Here is a 14,110-nt window from a genome sequence, read left to right as displayed (position 1 = left end):
AAAGACATGCACTTAATCAAGGAGCTAAGGCGTGTGGCGCGAATCCGAACGATCGCGACACGCTTTAGGCGGAGGCCGAAGGCATGACTGCAACATCCGCGACGAAGCGACCATTCCGCTGGCATATCGCCATCTTCCTGGCGCCGGCGGTGCTGGTCTACACCGCCATCATGATCATGCCGCTGTTCGGCACGCTGCAACTCGCGCTGTTTCGCAATGTCTCGCAAAGCCAGGTCTTCGTCGGCCTCGACAATTTCCGCACCCTGTTCGGCGACCCGAACTGGTCGACCAATTTCTGGAATGCGTTGAGGAACAACGTCTGGTTCTTCATCATCCATATGCTGGTTCAAAATCCGGTCGGCGTCGTCCTTGCGGCACTTCTATCGAGCCCCAGGCTGCGCTTCTCGGCCTTCTACCGCACGGCGATCTTCATCCCGACCATCTTGTCCTTCGTCATCGTCGGCTTCGCCTGGAAGCTGATCCTGTCGCCGCTTTGGGGCGTGGCGCCCAACCTGCTTGATCTGGTCGGCCTGAAAAGCCTGTTCACACCGTGGCTCGGCAAGGAAGAGTATGCGCTGACGGCGCTCAGCCTGATCTCGGTCTGGCAGTTCATCGGCATCCCGATGATGCTGATCTATGCCGCCATGCTGTCGATCCCCGACGAGGTGATCGAGGCTGCCGAATGCGATGGCGTCACCGGCATGGCGCAGTTCTGGAAGATCAAGCTGCCGTTGATCCTGCCGGCCATCGGCATCATCTCGATCCTGACATTTGTCGGCAATTTCAACGCTTTCGACCTGATCTACACGGCGCAGGGCGCGCTTGCCGGGCCGAACTACTCGACCGATATCCTCGGCACTTTCCTCTATCGCGCCTTCTTCGGCTTCCAGTTGCAGGTGGGCGATCCCAACATGGGGGCTGCCATCGCCACCATGATGTTCCTCATCATCCTGGTGGGCGTCTGCATCTATCTCTTCCTCATCCAGACGCGCCTGCGTCGGTATCAGTTTTAGGACCAATCGACACTCAGGGTTTGGAGCGTGGTATGAGCAAAAATCGACCAGTTCGAGGAGCGGAGCCGAAGGCGGTGTTATCCACCGTCAAGGCTTCGCGACGTGGAAATGGACGATTTTGGCCATATCCCTCCGGGACGCGGCGGATTTCAGCCCTGACTGCGTCGAAAATGCTCGACGGTGGTCGACACCGCCTTGCGCCTTTCTCCTTGCCAGGACCGAAATCCGGCTCGCGCCACGCCCGAAACCTGAATGTCGATAGGTCCTTGGGAGACGGGTCATGAGCAGAGCAACCAACTCGTTTTCCCGCTCGGCGGCCGCGCATGCGATCCTGATCGCCTACACGATCATCGCGCTGTTTCCGGTGTTCATCATCGTCATCAACTCGTTCAAGGCGCGCAACGCCATCTTCAATGCGCCGATGACGCCGCCGACTGCCGAGACGTTCGATCTTGTCGGCTACCGGACGGTGCTCGCACAGGGCGATTTCCTGCAATATTTCCAGAACAGCTTCATCGTCACCGTCTCCTCGCTGTTTTTCGTGCTGCTGTTCGGCGCGATGGCGGCGTTCGCGCTCTCGGAATACCGGTTCCGCGGCAACAAGCTGATGGGGCTTTATCTGGCGCTCGGCATCATGATCCCGATCCGGCTGGGCACTGTCGCCATCCTGCAGTTGATGGTGGCAAGCGGGTTGGTCAATACGCTCACCGCGCTCGTCCTCGTCTACACCGCGCAGGGCCTGCCGCTCGCCATCTTCATCCTGGCCGAGTTCATGAGCACGGTTTCTGATGACCTGAAGAATGCCGGACGCATCGACGGGCTGTCCGAATACACGATCTTCTTCCGGCTGGTGCTGCCGCTGGTCAGGCCCGCCATGGCAACCGTTGCCGTCTTCACCATGATCCCGATCTGGAACGATTTGTGGTTCCCGCTGATCCTCGCGCCTTCGGAAGCGACGAAGACCATCACGCTCGGCGCGCAGATGTTCATCGGCCAATACGTCACCAACTGGAATGCCGTGCTGGCGGCGCTGTCGCTGGCCATCCTGCCGGTGCTGGTCCTCTATCTCATCTTCTCGCGGCAACTGATCCGCGGCATCACGTCTGGAGCAGTCAAGTGAGTAAAGAACAACCGGTCAGGGTCGTGGTTGCCGGGCTCGGCAATATGGGCCGCAGCCACGCGCTCGCCTATCACAACAACCCCGGCTTCGAGATTGCGGCGCTCGTCAACCGCTCCGACGTGCCGTTGCCGGGCGGATTGGCGGGCCATGAGATAAGGCGTTCGTTCGACGACGCCTTGCGCGAGGAAAAGCCGGATCTGGCTTCCATCGCGACCTATTCGGACAGCCATGCCGACTATGCGGTGAAGGCATTCGAGGCCGGTTGCCATGTGTTCGTGGAAAAGCCGTTGGCAACGACCGTGGCCGATGCTCGCCGCGTGGTCGATGCCGCCAAGGCCAACGGCCGGAAACTGGTCATCGGCTACATCCTGCGCCATCACCCGTCATGGATGCGGCTGATCGCAGAGGCCAGGCTGCTTGGCGGGCCTTACGTTTTCCGCATGAACCTCAACCAGCAATCGTCCGGCCCGACCTGGGAAACGCACAAGCAACTGATGCAGACGACCTCGCCGATCGTCGATTGCGGCGTGCACTATCTCGACGTCATGCTGCAGATCACCGACGCAAGACCGGTCGAGGTGCGCGGCATGGGCGTGCGCCTGACCGACGAGATCGCGCCGGCCATGTACAATTACGGCCACCTGCAGGTTTTGTTCGATGACGGCTCGGTCGGCTGGTACGAGGCCGGCTGGGGACCGATGATTTCGGAAACGGCCTTCTTCGTGAAGGATGTAATCTCGCCCAATGGCTGCGTGTCCATCGTCATGGCCGAGGGCGCGAAGTCGGACGACATCGATACCCACACCAAGACATCGACCATACGCCTTCATAGCGCCAGAACTGGCGCGAATGGCAAATTCGCCCGCCCTGACGAGATGCTGTCGATGCAGGGCGAACCGGGTCACCAGGACCTGTGCGATCTGGAACAGGCCTTCGTGTTGAAGGCGATCCGCGAAAACCTCGATCTGACCCGTCACATGGACGATGCCGTGAAATCGCTCGCCGTCTGCCTCGCTGCCGACGAGAGCGTGCGCACCGGCCAAGCCGTCAAGCTATAGGAAAAACGCCGTGGGTTCTCTCAACATCGAAAACGTGAAGAAGTCCTTCGGTCCGGTCGACGTGCTGAAGGGCATAGACCTTGCCGTGTCCGACGGCGAGTTCGTGGTCTTTGTCGGGCCGTCCGGCTGCGGCAAGTCGACATTGCTGCGCGTCATCGCGGGGCTGGAGGATGCCAGTTCCGGGCACGTCATCATCGACGGCAACGAGGTTACGTCCACACCGCCGGCGAAGCGCGGCATCGCCATGGTGTTCCAGACCTACGCGCTCTATCCGCATCTCACGGTCAGGAACAATATGGCTCTTGGCCTGAAACAGGCCGGCACGCCAGCCGCCGAGATCGAAAAGCGGATTGCGGCGGCTTCGACGATGCTTTCGCTTGAGCCTTACCTCGAGCGGCGTCCGGCGGAGCTTTCCGGTGGCCAGCGCCAGCGCGTCGCCATCGGCCGTGCCGTGGTGCGCGAGCCGAAGCTGTTTCTGTTCGACGAACCCCTGTCGAACCTCGACGCGGCGCTGCGTGTCAACACCCGCCTCGAGATCGCGCAACTGCACCGGCGCCTGAAGGCGACGATGGTCTACGTCACCCACGACCAGGTCGAGGCGATGACGCTGGCCGACAAGATCGTGGTGTTGAACGCCGGCCGCATCGAGCAGGTCGGCGCGCCGATGGAACTCTACAATTCGCCGGCAAATGTCTTCGTCGCGGGCTTCATCGGTTCGCCGAAGATGAACTTCATCGAGGGCGCGCGCCTCGGCGAAAGCGTCAAGACCATCGGCGTCAGGCCGGAGCATCTTACGGTCGATGCGAAGAAGGGCGCCTGGAAGGGCACCGTCATCCATGCCGAACATCTCGGCGCCGACACCAACATCTATCTCGATTGCGAGAAGGCCGGCCTGCTCACCGTGCGCGTTTTTGGCGTCTACGATGCCGAACCGGGCGCGACGCTTTATGCCACGCCCGATCCGGCAAGAACCTATCGCTTCGGCGAAGACGGCCGGGCGGTGAAGTAGGTCGCCGAGGCCCTATTGTCGCATTTCCGGACGCAAAACCGCTTCACGCTTTTGCTGGAAATGCTTAGGCGTCTGCCCGGAAGGTCTGCTTCTGCGTGCCGAGGCCTTCGACGCTGAGTTCGACCACGTCGCCGGGCTTCAGATAACGCGGCGGCTTCTTGCCCATGCCGACGCCGGGCGGCGTGCCGGTGGCGATGACGTCGCCGGGATGCAGCGACATGAATTGGCTGAGGTAGGAGACGAGGTAGGCGACGCCATAGACCATGGTCCTGGTCGTGCCGTCCTGCATGGTCTCCCCGTTGACCTTCAACCACATGCCGACATCCTGCGGATTGGCGACTTCGTCCTTGGTCACCAGCCATGGTCCGATCGGACCGAACGTGTCGCAGGACTTGCCCTTGGTCCACTGGCCCTTGCGCTCGACCTGGAACGCACGCTCGGACACGTCATGGGCGACGCAGTAGCCGGCAACATAGTCGAGTGCATCGGCTTCGGAGACGTATTTGGCGCTCTTGCCGATGACGATGGCAAGCTCGACCTCCCAGTCGGTCTTTTCAGAGCCGCGCGGAATGAGCACGTCATCGTTCGGGCCGACGATGGCCGAATTCGCCTTCATGAACACGATCGGTTCGGATGGAACGGCGGAACCGGTTTCGGCTGCGTGGTCGGAATAGTTGAGGCCGATGCAGATGAACTTGCCGACATTAGCGACGCAGGGGCCGATGCGCGGGTTGCCGGCGACGGCCGGCAGCGTCTTGGGATCGAGCTTGGCAAGCGACGCAAGCGAAGCCGGTTCAAGCACTTTGCCGCCAATGTCGGCGACATGCCCTGAAAGATCGCGGATCGTACCGTCCGCATCGAGAATCCCCGGCTTTTCGGACCCGGTCTCGCCATATCGCAACAGTTTCATGTTTCCTCCCTCGAATGCGTTCCCGCGCAAACCTAACCGAGGCCAAGCGGGTAAGGCTTCCTATCCCGGTCCGCCGCGATAGGCCAATGAGACACAACCGCCCAGCGCGGCGCAGTGGGGCAAAGAGCGCGCCCCATGCGTGCCGATGTTTATTTATGGGAAACTTGTTTTCATCACAAGAGAATTACGCGCCGGCCTGTCCGGCGCTGTGATTGCCAAAGCGCAGCGGAAAAGACGCTTCGCTCAGCCGACGAAAGCGCGCTCGACGACGAACTCGGCCGGATTGGCCAGCGAGCCTTCCTTGAAACCAAGCTTTTCCGCCAATGCCTTGACGTCCTGTAGCATGTGCATGGAGCCGCAGATCATGATGCGGTCGGTTTCAGGATTGAGCGGCTCGATATCCAGGTCCGAATAGAACTTGCCGGTTTCGATGAGACCGGTGATGCGGCCCATGCGCTCGGACTCCTCGCGCGTCGTCGAATTGTAGAGCGTCACGCGTCCGCTGGTGAGTTCGCCGATCAACGGGTCGGCTTCCAGCGAGGCGACCAGCTCCTGCCCGTAAGTGAGCTCGGCATTGTCGCGGCAGGTGTGGGTAAGCACGATCTGGTCGAACTTCTCATAGGTGTCTGGATCGCGCAGCAGGCTTGCGAACGGCGCAACGCCGGTGCCGGTCGAGATCATGAACAGGCGCTTTGCCGGCGTCAGGGCATCGACCACCAGCGTGCCGGTTGCCTTCTGGCGCATGAGAACGGTGTCGCCGATCTCGATCTTCTGCAGTTCCGAGGTCAACGGACCATCGGGAACCTTGATCGAGAAGAACTCCAGTTCGTCGTCCCAGGACGGGCTGGCGACGGAATAGGCACGGAACACCGGCTTCTCGGCGTTGGGGAGCCCGATCATGACGAACTCGCCGGAGCGGAAGCGCAGCGATTGCGGGCGGGTGATGCGGAAGGAAAACAGCCGCTCGGTATAATGCCGGACAGAGACAACGCTCTGGGCATAGACATTGGCCGGAATGGGAAACTGCAGCGGTCGCGCGTCGGCGGTATTCAGGAGAGGTACGGTGTTCATCAAGACGACCTTCTGCCAAATGCGGCGCACGAAATTCTCTATGCGCCCGATCCTTTTTGGGTCCGTCGCGCCTTCGTGCAGTTCTGTCTGGTAAGACCTTGTGCCCTGAAACTATTAGTATACAAATGAGTTTTGCGTCAAGATACGCTCGTAAAACGCCTTTCCAATCTGGTACATAGAAGCAGTTCGGGCATTTCGGATTTGGCCAATGCGTGAGAAAGTTCCGGCACAGTCGGGCAGCGTCGTCGCTGGCATCGATGTGGGCGGCACTTTCACCGACCTCCTTTTGATCGATGGAAAGAACGGCGGGCGGGTGCATATCGCCAAGACCCCGACGACTACCGACAATCAGGCGTTCGGCGTCGTCGCAGCCCTTGGCGCAACGGGCTTTCCCGTCCGTGATGTCGACCTGATCGTCCATGGGACGACGACGACCACCAATGCCGTTCTGGAACGACGCCTCGCCAAGACCGGCATGATCACCACCAAGGGCTTTCGCGACATCATCGAGCTTGGCCGGCGCACGCGCCCGCAAGCCTATGGCATGACCGGCACCTTTACGCCGGTCGTTCCGCGCAATCTGCGGCTCGAAGTCGACGAGCGCATCGAGGCGACGGGTAAAGTGCGCGCGCCGCTGGATGAGGATGATGTCCGCCGCGCCGTGGCCGCCTTGCTGGCCGCCGGTTGCGAAGCGCTCGTCATCCATTTCCTGCATGCCTATGCCAATCCGGCGCATGAACTGCGCGCCGCCGAAATCGCCGCGGAAAGCTGGCCGAACGGCTACATCACCACAGGACACTCGCTATTGTCCGAAGCGCGCGAGTTCGAGCGCGGCGTAACCGCCTGCGTCAACGCTTCGGTGCAGCCGATCCTGGAACGTTACGTCGCGAAACTGCGCAACGAACTGGCGGCGCAAGGCTATGATCGCGACTTCCTGATGATGAACGGCAATGGCGGCATGATCTCGGCCCGCTTCGTTACCCGCGAGGCGGCAAAGACCGTGATGTCCGGGCCGGCTTCCGGCGTCATCGCCGCCGCCTACACTGGCAGGCGGGCAGGCTATGGCAACCTTGTTACCTACGACATGGGTGGCACATCGACCGACGTTGCCCTGATCCGCAACGCCGAGCCGGCGGTCTCGAACGAAATCGAGATCGAATATGCCATGCCGATCCATGTGCCGATGGTGGCAGTGCATACGGTGGGGGCAGGCGGCGGCTCGATTGCCCGCGTCGATGCGGCCGGCTTGATCCAGGTTGGCCCGCAAAGTGCCGGGGCCAATCCGGGCCCGATCTGCTATGGTCGCGGCGGAACCGAGCCGACGCTGACCGATGCCAATCTGGTGCTTGGGCGGCTCGCGCCGAAAAAGCTTCTGGCAGTCGACAATCCCGTATCGGTGGACGCGGTGCGCAAGGTTTTCGCTGAAAAGATTGGCGTTGCCAGCGGGCTGGACGGTGTCGAGGCAGCAGGTGCGGTGCTGCGGCTCGGCAATCTGAAGATGGCGGGAGCCATTCGCATGGTCTCGGTGTCGCGAGGGCATGACCCGCGCGACTTCGCCTTGTTCGCCTTTGGCGGCGCCGGCCCATTGCATGCGGCGGCTTTGGCGCGGGAGCTTGGGCTGCCCAAGGTTCTGGTGCCGGCGCGGCCGGGCATAACCAATGCGCTGGGCTGCGTGGCGGCGGACTTGCGCCATGATTTCGTCAACACGGTCAACCAGCCGGTGGCTCTGGTCGATGAGGCGCTCATCCGGGAAGTTCTGGACCATCATCGCAAGGAGGGGGCGAAGCTGATCGCCAAGGAGGCGGTGCGGCCGCAATCACTGCATGTCGTCCATTCCGCTGACATGCAATTTGTCGGCCAGACCCATATCATCAACGTGCCGCTGCCTTCTGCGGAAATAACGCGGGCCACGTTGCAGCAACTGTTCGAAAAAGGCTACTTCGTCCGTTTCAAGGTAGAATTGCCGGAAATCCGCGCCAATCTGGTCAATCTGAACACCTCCGTCATCGGCGTGCGGCCCGATATCGACCTCTCGCGGTTGATCGATCCGGCGGGAAGGGCGGCACGACTGGAGGATGCGCGGCTGGAAATGCGGCCAGTCTGGTTCGACGGTGAATGGCACGACACGCCAGTTTATTCGCGCGACAAGCTGCCGCTGGACGCGGTGGTCAAGGGGCCTGCGATCGTCGAACAGATGGACGCGACGACCGTGCTGGAGCCGGGAGATGTCGCGCTCTCCGACAGGGATGGCAACCTGATCATCGACATTGCCGGAGATTGAGCAATGGCAGGGCTCGACGCGATCACGCTTTCGGTTATCCAGGCGGCCCTCCAGCAGGCTTGCGACGAGATGGACCTGACGTTTTCGCGCGCGGCGTTTTCGCCGGTGATCGCGGAGGCCAACGACCGCTCCGACGGCATTTATTCCGCCGTTGACGGATCGCTCATTGCACAGGGCAGCCAAGGATTGCCGGTGTTCGTCGGCGTCATGCAATATTCGACTATGACCGTGATCGAGATGATCGCGGACGGCCGCTGCCTGCCTCCGCAGCCCGGTGACATCTACATCGTCAACGATCCCTATCTCGGCGGCACGCACCTGATGGACGTGCGCTTCGCGATGCCGGTCTACCGCAACGGTGCGATTTTCTGCTGGCTGTCGAACACCGGCCATTGGCCGGATATCGGCGGCGCGGTGCCTGGAGGGTTTTCCGCATCCGCCACGGCCGTCGAACAGGAAGGTCTGCGCCTGCCGCCGGTGAAGCTGTTCAAGAAGGGCAAGCTCGACCCGGAGATTTACGCGATCATTTGTTCGAACATCCGGGTGGCAGACCAGCGTATCGGCGATATCAAGGCGCAGGCCGCGGCCTTGATGGTGGGCCAGGACCGGCTGTTCGAGATCCTGGACCGATATGGCGACGACACGGTTATCGAGGCGATTGCGGAACTGCGAGCGCGGGCTGCCAGCCAGATGCGCGCCAACATCCGCACCGTCGAGGACGGCACCTATTGTTCAAAAGCCTATGTCGATTCCGACGGCGTGGTGGATGAGCCGCTCACCATCGCACTCGCCATCGAGAAACGGGGCGATACGCTGACTTTCGATTTTTCAGGCTCGTCGAAGCCATGTGCGGGGCCGATGAACAGCGTGCTGGCGACAACCCTATCGTCGGTCTACCTCGCCATGCGCCATATTTTCCCGGACGTTCCGATCAGCGCCGGGGCTTTCGAACCGCTCGTCGTCAAGCGGCCGGAGGGAACGTTTCTCGACGCGAAATATCCACGACCCGTTTCGGGGTGCGCGGCGGAAGTTTCGCAGCGCATCGCCGAAGCCGTCTTTGCGGCCATGGTGCAGGCCCTGCCCGACAAGGTGACGGCGGCGCCTGCCGGTTCAAGCGGCAACTTTGCCCTTGGCGGCAGCGATCCGGGACGCGGACGCGACTACGTCATGTATCAGATTTCCGGTGGCGGTTATGGCGGCAATATAGGACACGACGGCCTCACCAATGGCTGTTCCACCATCGGCATTTCCAAATCGCCGCCGGTGGAAATCATGGAGCAGGCGTTTCCGGTGCTTTATCGTCACTATGCATTGCGTGAAGGGTCGGGCGGAGCCGGCAGGCAACGAGGCGGGTTCGGCCTTGCCTATGAGGTGGAGCTCCTGCGTGGCCAGGCGCGCGCCTCGTTCGTCATGGATCATGGCCGCTTCGGCCCGCAAGGCGTGCTCGGCGGCGATGACGGCGCGGTCAATTCCGTGACTGTATTCCGTAACGGTGAGGCGCATGTACCGCCGCATCTGTCCAAGGAACAGGACATTCCGCTCAAGGCAGGTGATCGCGTGCGCGTGGCGACGCCGGGCGGCGGCGGCTATGGCGATCCTTTTCGGCGCGAGCCACAGGCCGTGTTGCGGGACGTTTCGCTTGGCTACTACACGCCTGAAGAAGTTGCCGGGAAGTTCGGCGTTGCCATATCCGAAGATGGTTCCAAGGTCGATTTGGAAGCGACGGCAAGGCTGAGGCGCGCCGGCAACCGCGCGATCTAGCCAACCTTGCGGATAGGGCTGCAACTTTCCGCCTTCAGCACGCGCCGGGTCGACGCGGGGTATTTGGCCAGCATGGTGGCGGGCCTGATCGGACGGGCTGCAAAATTGCCGCCGCAATTGGGGCAAACGCCGCCCAGCACGCCTTCGGCGCAATCAACGCAGAAGGTGCATTCGAATGTGCAGATGCGGGCGTCGGCAGCGTCAGGCGGCAGATCCCTGCCGCAGCATTCACAGTTTGGGCGCAGTTCGAGCATCTGGAGCCTACTCTGCATTTCTGCGGAAACGCGCTGGAGGTTGGAACCTTAAGCACAATACGGGCTTTGTTGATATGGTTGTTGCTTCGATAGGCTTCGGTTTCTATAGAGAATAGGCTCTTTGCTCTCTTGGAGCAGTGAGTGGGGCAACAAATGGTTGCCAAGGGTAAAAGGCGCTGCAGCGTCAGGTCGGGAAGGGAAAAGGAACCGAATGGCTGATCAGCTCGCGACGGAAATCATCGAGAAGATCAAGGAACATGCCGAACCTGGTGATGATCAGATCACAGTAAATACCGAGCTGACCGCTCTTGGCATCCATTCGCTCGAACTCACCGAGATCATCTTCGACCTTGAGGAGAAGTACAACATCGAGATCGAGATGAACACGGTCGAGGCCTGGAGCAACCTGAAGAATGTCGGCGACATGGTCGAGGCCGTTCGCGCACTGATCGACAAGAAAGCCTGATCTCGCCTGTCATGCGCACACGCGTCGTCATCACCGGCATTGGCGGGATATGCGGTCTCGGCACCAATGCTGCTGACATATGGGCAGAAATGCGCGCCGGCCGTTCGGCGATCGGCCCGATCTGCAATCTCGCCCTGCATGATATTAAGGTGCGCACCGGTTGCGAAATCAAGCGACTGCCCGATCACGGCATAGACCGAAAACAGCTCGTCGCTATGGATCGTTTCAGCCTGCTCGCGGTGATTGCCGCGCGCGAGGCCTTGCAGCAATCCGGACTGGCAATCACTGATGCCAATACCCGTCGCGCGGGTTCAATTGTCGGTGTCGGTATCTGCGGCTGGGAGACTGTCGAGGAGAACTACCGTTCGATTTTGATCGACGGCAAGAACAGGGCCGGGATTTTTACCGTGCCGAAGGTCATGCCGGGCGCGGCAGCCGGCCAGGTCAGCATGAGCCTTGGTCTGCGCGGTCCCGTCTATGGCGTGACCTCGGCTTGCGCGTCGTCGAACCATGCGATTGCTGCTGCCGTGGACCAGATCAGGCTTGGGCGCGCCGACGTCATGGTTACAGGCGGCACCGACGCTCCCATGGTCTGGGGTATCCTCAAAGGATGGGAAGCCTTGCGCGTCCTCTCGCCCGACACCTGCCGCCCGTTCTCCGCTGACAGGCAGGGCCTGGTGCTGGGCGAAGGCGCCGGCATGGTGGTTCTGGAAAGCCTCGAGCATGCCAGGGCGCGTGGCGCGACGATACTGGGCGAGATTGCCGGCGTGGGACTGTCAGGCGATGCGTCGGACATTGTGGCGCCGACGATCGACGGTCCGGAAAATGCGATGCGGGCCTGCCTCGCCGATGCCGGCCTCAATGCCGAGGATATCGACTACCTGAACGCCCACGGTACCGGCACAAAGGCCAACGACCAGATCGAAACCGTTGCGATCAAGCGCGTGTTCGGCGATCACGCCTATAATCTGTCGGTATCATCAACCAAATCGATGCATGCGCACTGCCTCGGTGCATCGGGTGCTTTGGAAATGATCGCCTGCATCAACGCAATTCGTGAGAACGTCGTGCCGCCGACGGCGAATTTCCGCGAGCCCGATCCAGATTGCGACCTCGACATCACGCCGAACGTGGCACGCGAGCGCAAGGTGCGTGCAGCCCTGAGCAACGCCTTCGCCTTTGGTGGAACCAATGCGGTGCTTGCATTCAAGGTATTTTGATCGAGCTTGCCGTCCTGGCCGTCTCGTCAAATCTATGCCCCATCCCATATGCATGGCGATGGATCGCGGGTCTGCCTGATGGCGGCCTGCCGGCAGATTTGCCTATCCTTCCAAGGAGTTCTTGATGAGCAGTATTTCAGACTTTCCCATCGACAAGCGCTGGCCGGCGAAGCATCCCGACCGCATCCAGCTCTATTCGGCGCCCACCCCGAACGGGGTCAAGGTCTCGATCATCCTGGAGGAACTCGGCCTGCCTTACGAGGTGCACTATATCGACATCGGCAAGGACGAGACGTGGACGCCGGAATTCTTGTCACTCAATCCGAACGGCAAGATCCCATCGATCATCGACCCCGACGGCCCGGGCGGCAAACCGCTGGCCTTGTTCGAATCCGGCGCCATCCTGCTCTATCTTGCCGAGAAGACCGGCAAATTACTGCCCGCTGACCCGGCCCTTCGCTACGAAACGATCCAGTGGGTTTTCTTCCAGATGGCAGCGATTGGGCCCATTTTCGGCCAGCTTGGTTTCTTCCACAAATTCGCCGGCCGGGAAATCAGCGACAAGCGTCCCCTGGAACGCTACCGCGTCGAATCCCGCCGTCTTGTCGGCGTCCTCGACGGCAGGCTGAAGGAGCGGACCTGGATCATGGGCGACGACTACACCATCGCCGACATCTCGATGCTCGGCTGGGTCCGCAACCTGATCGGCTTTTACGACGCACGTGAACTGGTCGGCTTCGACGACTTTCCGGCAGTTGCCGCCTGGCTGGAACGCGGTCTGGCGCGCCCGGCCGTGCAGAAGGGCGTAGTCATCCCTGCACGACCATAATCGGCGCTCGCCTATTTGGCCTTGGCGCGAGATCCGGCCTTGGTGCCGGACTTGCCCACGGCCGACGACGCGAGCGTCGCAGCGCCTTTTGCGGTCGCCACGACTGCGCCTACTGCAACATTTGCGGTTGTTTTCACAGTGCGGGCAACCTTCGCGGCAATCGATGTACCTTCACGGGCAGCCGAGGAGGCGCTTTGCGACTTGGCCTTGGTCGCCTTGGCAGTGATCGGCGTCACTCTCTTCGGAGCGGCCTTGCCAAATGCAGGCTTGGCATCTTTCGAGCGCGCTGCGATTGCCGGATCAGCTCCGGCTTTCACGTGAGTTGTCTTGGCTGGCTTGGAAGCCGTCTTTTTTGCCTTGGTTGCCATCGAATCTCTCGTTTCCTGTCTAATTTGTTATCCGCAATAACGAACAAGCTGAGGCCGGGTTCCAACATCGGATCCGGCCGCTCAACTGCGGTTGCCAATGGTAAGGTCGGCCGCACGCCGGCGCGCGACGACGCGCTCGACATTCGGGATGTCATTGGACGCAACCCAAGCGCGGGCATCGTCGTCGGACTTTCCATGCTCGTGCCAGCGCGACAGAAGACGCTGCTCCAGGTCGGCACGATCTGGATCGACAAAGATGGAGAAGTCGAACAGGCCGCCAAGACGCGCCCAGGGTTCTTCGTCAAGCAGCAGGTAGTTGCCTTCGATCAGCACGAATTTGATGTCGGAGGAAATCACCGCGGCGGCGGACCGGGAGAGTTCCATGTTGCGGTCGAAGATGGGAATGGCGACATCGGGTTCTCCGGCCTTGATCCGTTTCAGCAAAATTTCAAAGCCGGCAAAGTCGAAGGTTTCGGGCGCACCCTTGCGGGCACGAAGGCTGCGCCGGTTGAGCACGACGTCGTCATAGTGGAAGCCGCCCATCTGTACGACTTCAGCTGTCCCCTCCGGGAGAAGGTCGCGTAGCGCGGCCGCCAGGGTGGACTTGCCGGCGCCGGGCGGGCCGGCAATGGCAATAAGGCAGCGCTGCGCTTTTCCTGCGCGCTTGAAGATGGCAGCGGCTATGGTCGCGATCTCTGACATGCTCTCTTGCCCGTGGACCTCGGCACTGTGTTCACAGATTGCGGCGAT

The 14,110-nt window shown here is 61.2% G+C and carries 14 protein-coding genes; 9 read left to right on the top strand and 5 right to left on the bottom strand.

Annotation, left to right across the window (positions count from 1 at the left end; genetic code table 11):
- Positions 1-83 precede the first annotated feature (83 nt).
- From ASD50_RS04250 to ASD50_RS04235, 4 genes are all read left to right on the top strand, one after another.
- Positions 84-1,013, top strand: a complete 930-nt coding sequence (locus tag ASD50_RS04250) for a carbohydrate ABC transporter permease (RefSeq protein WP_056236582.1) — start codon at positions 84-86, stop codon at positions 1,011-1,013.
- A 280-nt stretch (positions 1,014-1,293) separates the two neighbouring features.
- A complete protein-coding gene (locus ASD50_RS04245; protein ID WP_056236580.1) occupies positions 1,294-2,133 on the top strand; it encodes a carbohydrate ABC transporter permease in 840 nt (279 codons plus the stop codon).
- Positions 2,130-3,191: a Gfo/Idh/MocA family protein gene (locus ASD50_RS04240; RefSeq protein WP_056236577.1), complete on the top strand. Its 1,062-nt coding sequence runs from the start codon at positions 2,130-2,132 to the stop codon at positions 3,189-3,191. The genes ASD50_RS04245 and ASD50_RS04240 overlap by 4 nt, the downstream gene beginning before the upstream one ends.
- Before the next feature lie 10 nt (positions 3,192-3,201).
- Positions 3,202-4,200, top strand: a complete 999-nt coding sequence (locus ASD50_RS04235) for an ABC transporter ATP-binding protein (RefSeq protein ID WP_056236575.1) — start codon at positions 3,202-3,204, stop codon at positions 4,198-4,200.
- 64 nt (positions 4,201-4,264) lie between these two features.
- On the opposite strand, the gene ASD50_RS04230 is transcribed toward ASD50_RS04235, so the two are convergent.
- Positions 4,265-5,110: a fumarylacetoacetate hydrolase family protein gene (locus tag ASD50_RS04230; protein ID WP_056236573.1), complete on the bottom strand. Its 846-nt coding sequence runs from the start codon at positions 5,108-5,110 to the stop codon at positions 4,265-4,267.
- Between the two features lie 243 nt (positions 5,111-5,353).
- Positions 5,354-6,181, bottom strand: a complete 828-nt coding sequence (locus ASD50_RS04225) for a ferredoxin--NADP reductase (RefSeq protein ID WP_056236703.1) — start codon at positions 6,179-6,181, stop codon at positions 5,354-5,356.
- A gap of 208 nt (positions 6,182-6,389) precedes the next feature.
- Between ASD50_RS04225 and ASD50_RS04220 the strand changes: the two genes are divergently transcribed.
- Both ASD50_RS04220 and ASD50_RS04215 read left to right on the top strand, forming a co-directional pair.
- Positions 6,390-8,462 carry a hydantoinase/oxoprolinase family protein gene (locus tag ASD50_RS04220; protein WP_056236571.1) on the top strand — a complete coding sequence of 691 codons (2,073 nt, stop codon included), beginning with the start codon at positions 6,390-6,392 and terminating at the stop codon, positions 8,460-8,462.
- Between the two features lie 3 nt (positions 8,463-8,465).
- Positions 8,466-10,223, top strand: a complete 1,758-nt coding sequence (locus ASD50_RS04215; RefSeq protein ID WP_056236569.1) for a hydantoinase B/oxoprolinase family protein — start codon at positions 8,466-8,468, stop codon at positions 10,221-10,223.
- Here the strand turns inward: ASD50_RS04215 and ASD50_RS04210 are convergent.
- On the bottom strand, positions 10,220-10,477 hold the full coding sequence (locus tag ASD50_RS04210) for a DUF1272 domain-containing protein (protein ID WP_056236567.1): 258 nt from the start codon (positions 10,475-10,477) through the stop codon (positions 10,220-10,222). The genes ASD50_RS04215 and ASD50_RS04210 overlap by 4 nt on opposite strands.
- A 211-nt stretch (positions 10,478-10,688) precedes the next feature.
- On the opposite strand from ASD50_RS04210, the gene ASD50_RS04205 reads away from it, so the two are divergent.
- The 3 genes from ASD50_RS04205 to ASD50_RS04195 all read left to right on the top strand — a co-directional run bounded on the left by ASD50_RS04205 (position 10,689) and on the right by ASD50_RS04195 (position 12,992).
- Positions 10,689-10,943, top strand: a complete 255-nt coding sequence (locus ASD50_RS04205; protein ID WP_056236564.1) for an acyl carrier protein — start codon at positions 10,689-10,691, stop codon at positions 10,941-10,943.
- Positions 10,944-10,954: 11 nt separating this feature from the next.
- The gene (locus ASD50_RS04200) at positions 10,955-12,163 is read left to right on the top strand and encodes a beta-ketoacyl-[acyl-carrier-protein] synthase family protein (RefSeq protein WP_056236562.1); all 1,209 of its coding nucleotides are present in this window, start codon (positions 10,955-10,957) and stop codon (positions 12,161-12,163) included.
- Between the two features lie 124 nt (positions 12,164-12,287).
- Positions 12,288-12,992 carry a glutathione S-transferase N-terminal domain-containing protein gene (locus ASD50_RS04195; protein ID WP_056236560.1) on the top strand — a complete coding sequence of 235 codons (705 nt, stop codon included), beginning with the start codon at positions 12,288-12,290 and terminating at the stop codon, positions 12,990-12,992.
- Between the two features lie 11 nt (positions 12,993-13,003).
- Here ASD50_RS04195 and ASD50_RS04190 read toward each other — a convergent pair whose 3' ends face one another.
- Entirely contained in the window at positions 13,004-13,360 is a 357-nt protein-coding gene (locus ASD50_RS04190) for a hypothetical protein (protein ID WP_056236558.1), read from the bottom strand.
- An 81-nt stretch (positions 13,361-13,441) separates the two neighbouring features.
- The gene (locus tag ASD50_RS04185; RefSeq protein WP_274533311.1) at positions 13,442-14,101 is read right to left on the bottom strand and encodes a nucleoside triphosphate hydrolase; all 660 of its coding nucleotides are present in this window, start codon (positions 14,099-14,101) and stop codon (positions 13,442-13,444) included.
- Positions 14,102-14,110 lie beyond the last annotated feature (9 nt).

The sequence above is a fragment of the Mesorhizobium sp. Root552 genome, from assembly GCF_001427285.1.
Taxonomy (GTDB): Bacteria; Pseudomonadota; Alphaproteobacteria; order Rhizobiales; family Rhizobiaceae; genus Mesorhizobium.
Note: the sequence above shows the minus strand (reverse complement) of the source record. Positions and strands in the feature narration are given on the sequence as shown.

What these genes read in the sequence shown, in the direction of transcription:
- ASD50_RS04250 (WP_056236582.1), top strand. Translation starts at nt 84, where the DNA reads ATGACTGCAACATCCGCGACGAAGCGACCATTCCGCTGGCATATCGCC.
- ASD50_RS04245 (WP_056236580.1), top strand. Translation starts at nt 1,294, where the DNA reads ATGAGCAGAGCAACCAACTCGTTTTCCCGCTCGGCGGCCGCGCATGCG.
- ASD50_RS04230 (WP_056236573.1), bottom strand. Translation starts at nt 5,110, where the DNA reads ATGAAACTGTTGCGATATGGCGAGACCGGGTCCGAAAAGCCGGGGATT.
- ASD50_RS04225 (WP_056236703.1), bottom strand. Translation starts at nt 6,181, where the DNA reads ATGAACACCGTACCTCTCCTGAATACCGCCGACGCGCGACCGCTGCAG.
- ASD50_RS04220 (WP_056236571.1), top strand. Translation starts at nt 6,390, where the DNA reads ATGCGTGAGAAAGTTCCGGCACAGTCGGGCAGCGTCGTCGCTGGCATC.
- ASD50_RS04215 (WP_056236569.1), top strand. Translation starts at nt 8,466, where the DNA reads ATGGCAGGGCTCGACGCGATCACGCTTTCGGTTATCCAGGCGGCCCTC.
- ASD50_RS04210 (WP_056236567.1), bottom strand. Translation starts at nt 10,477, where the DNA reads ATGCTCGAACTGCGCCCAAACTGTGAATGCTGCGGCAGGGATCTGCCG.
- ASD50_RS04205 (WP_056236564.1), top strand. Translation starts at nt 10,689, where the DNA reads ATGGCTGATCAGCTCGCGACGGAAATCATCGAGAAGATCAAGGAACAT.
- ASD50_RS04200 (WP_056236562.1), top strand. Translation starts at nt 10,955, where the DNA reads ATGCGCACACGCGTCGTCATCACCGGCATTGGCGGGATATGCGGTCTC.
- ASD50_RS04195 (WP_056236560.1), top strand. Translation starts at nt 12,288, where the DNA reads ATGAGCAGTATTTCAGACTTTCCCATCGACAAGCGCTGGCCGGCGAAG.
- ASD50_RS04190 (WP_056236558.1), bottom strand. Translation starts at nt 13,360, where the DNA reads ATGGCAACCAAGGCAAAAAAGACGGCTTCCAAGCCAGCCAAGACAACT.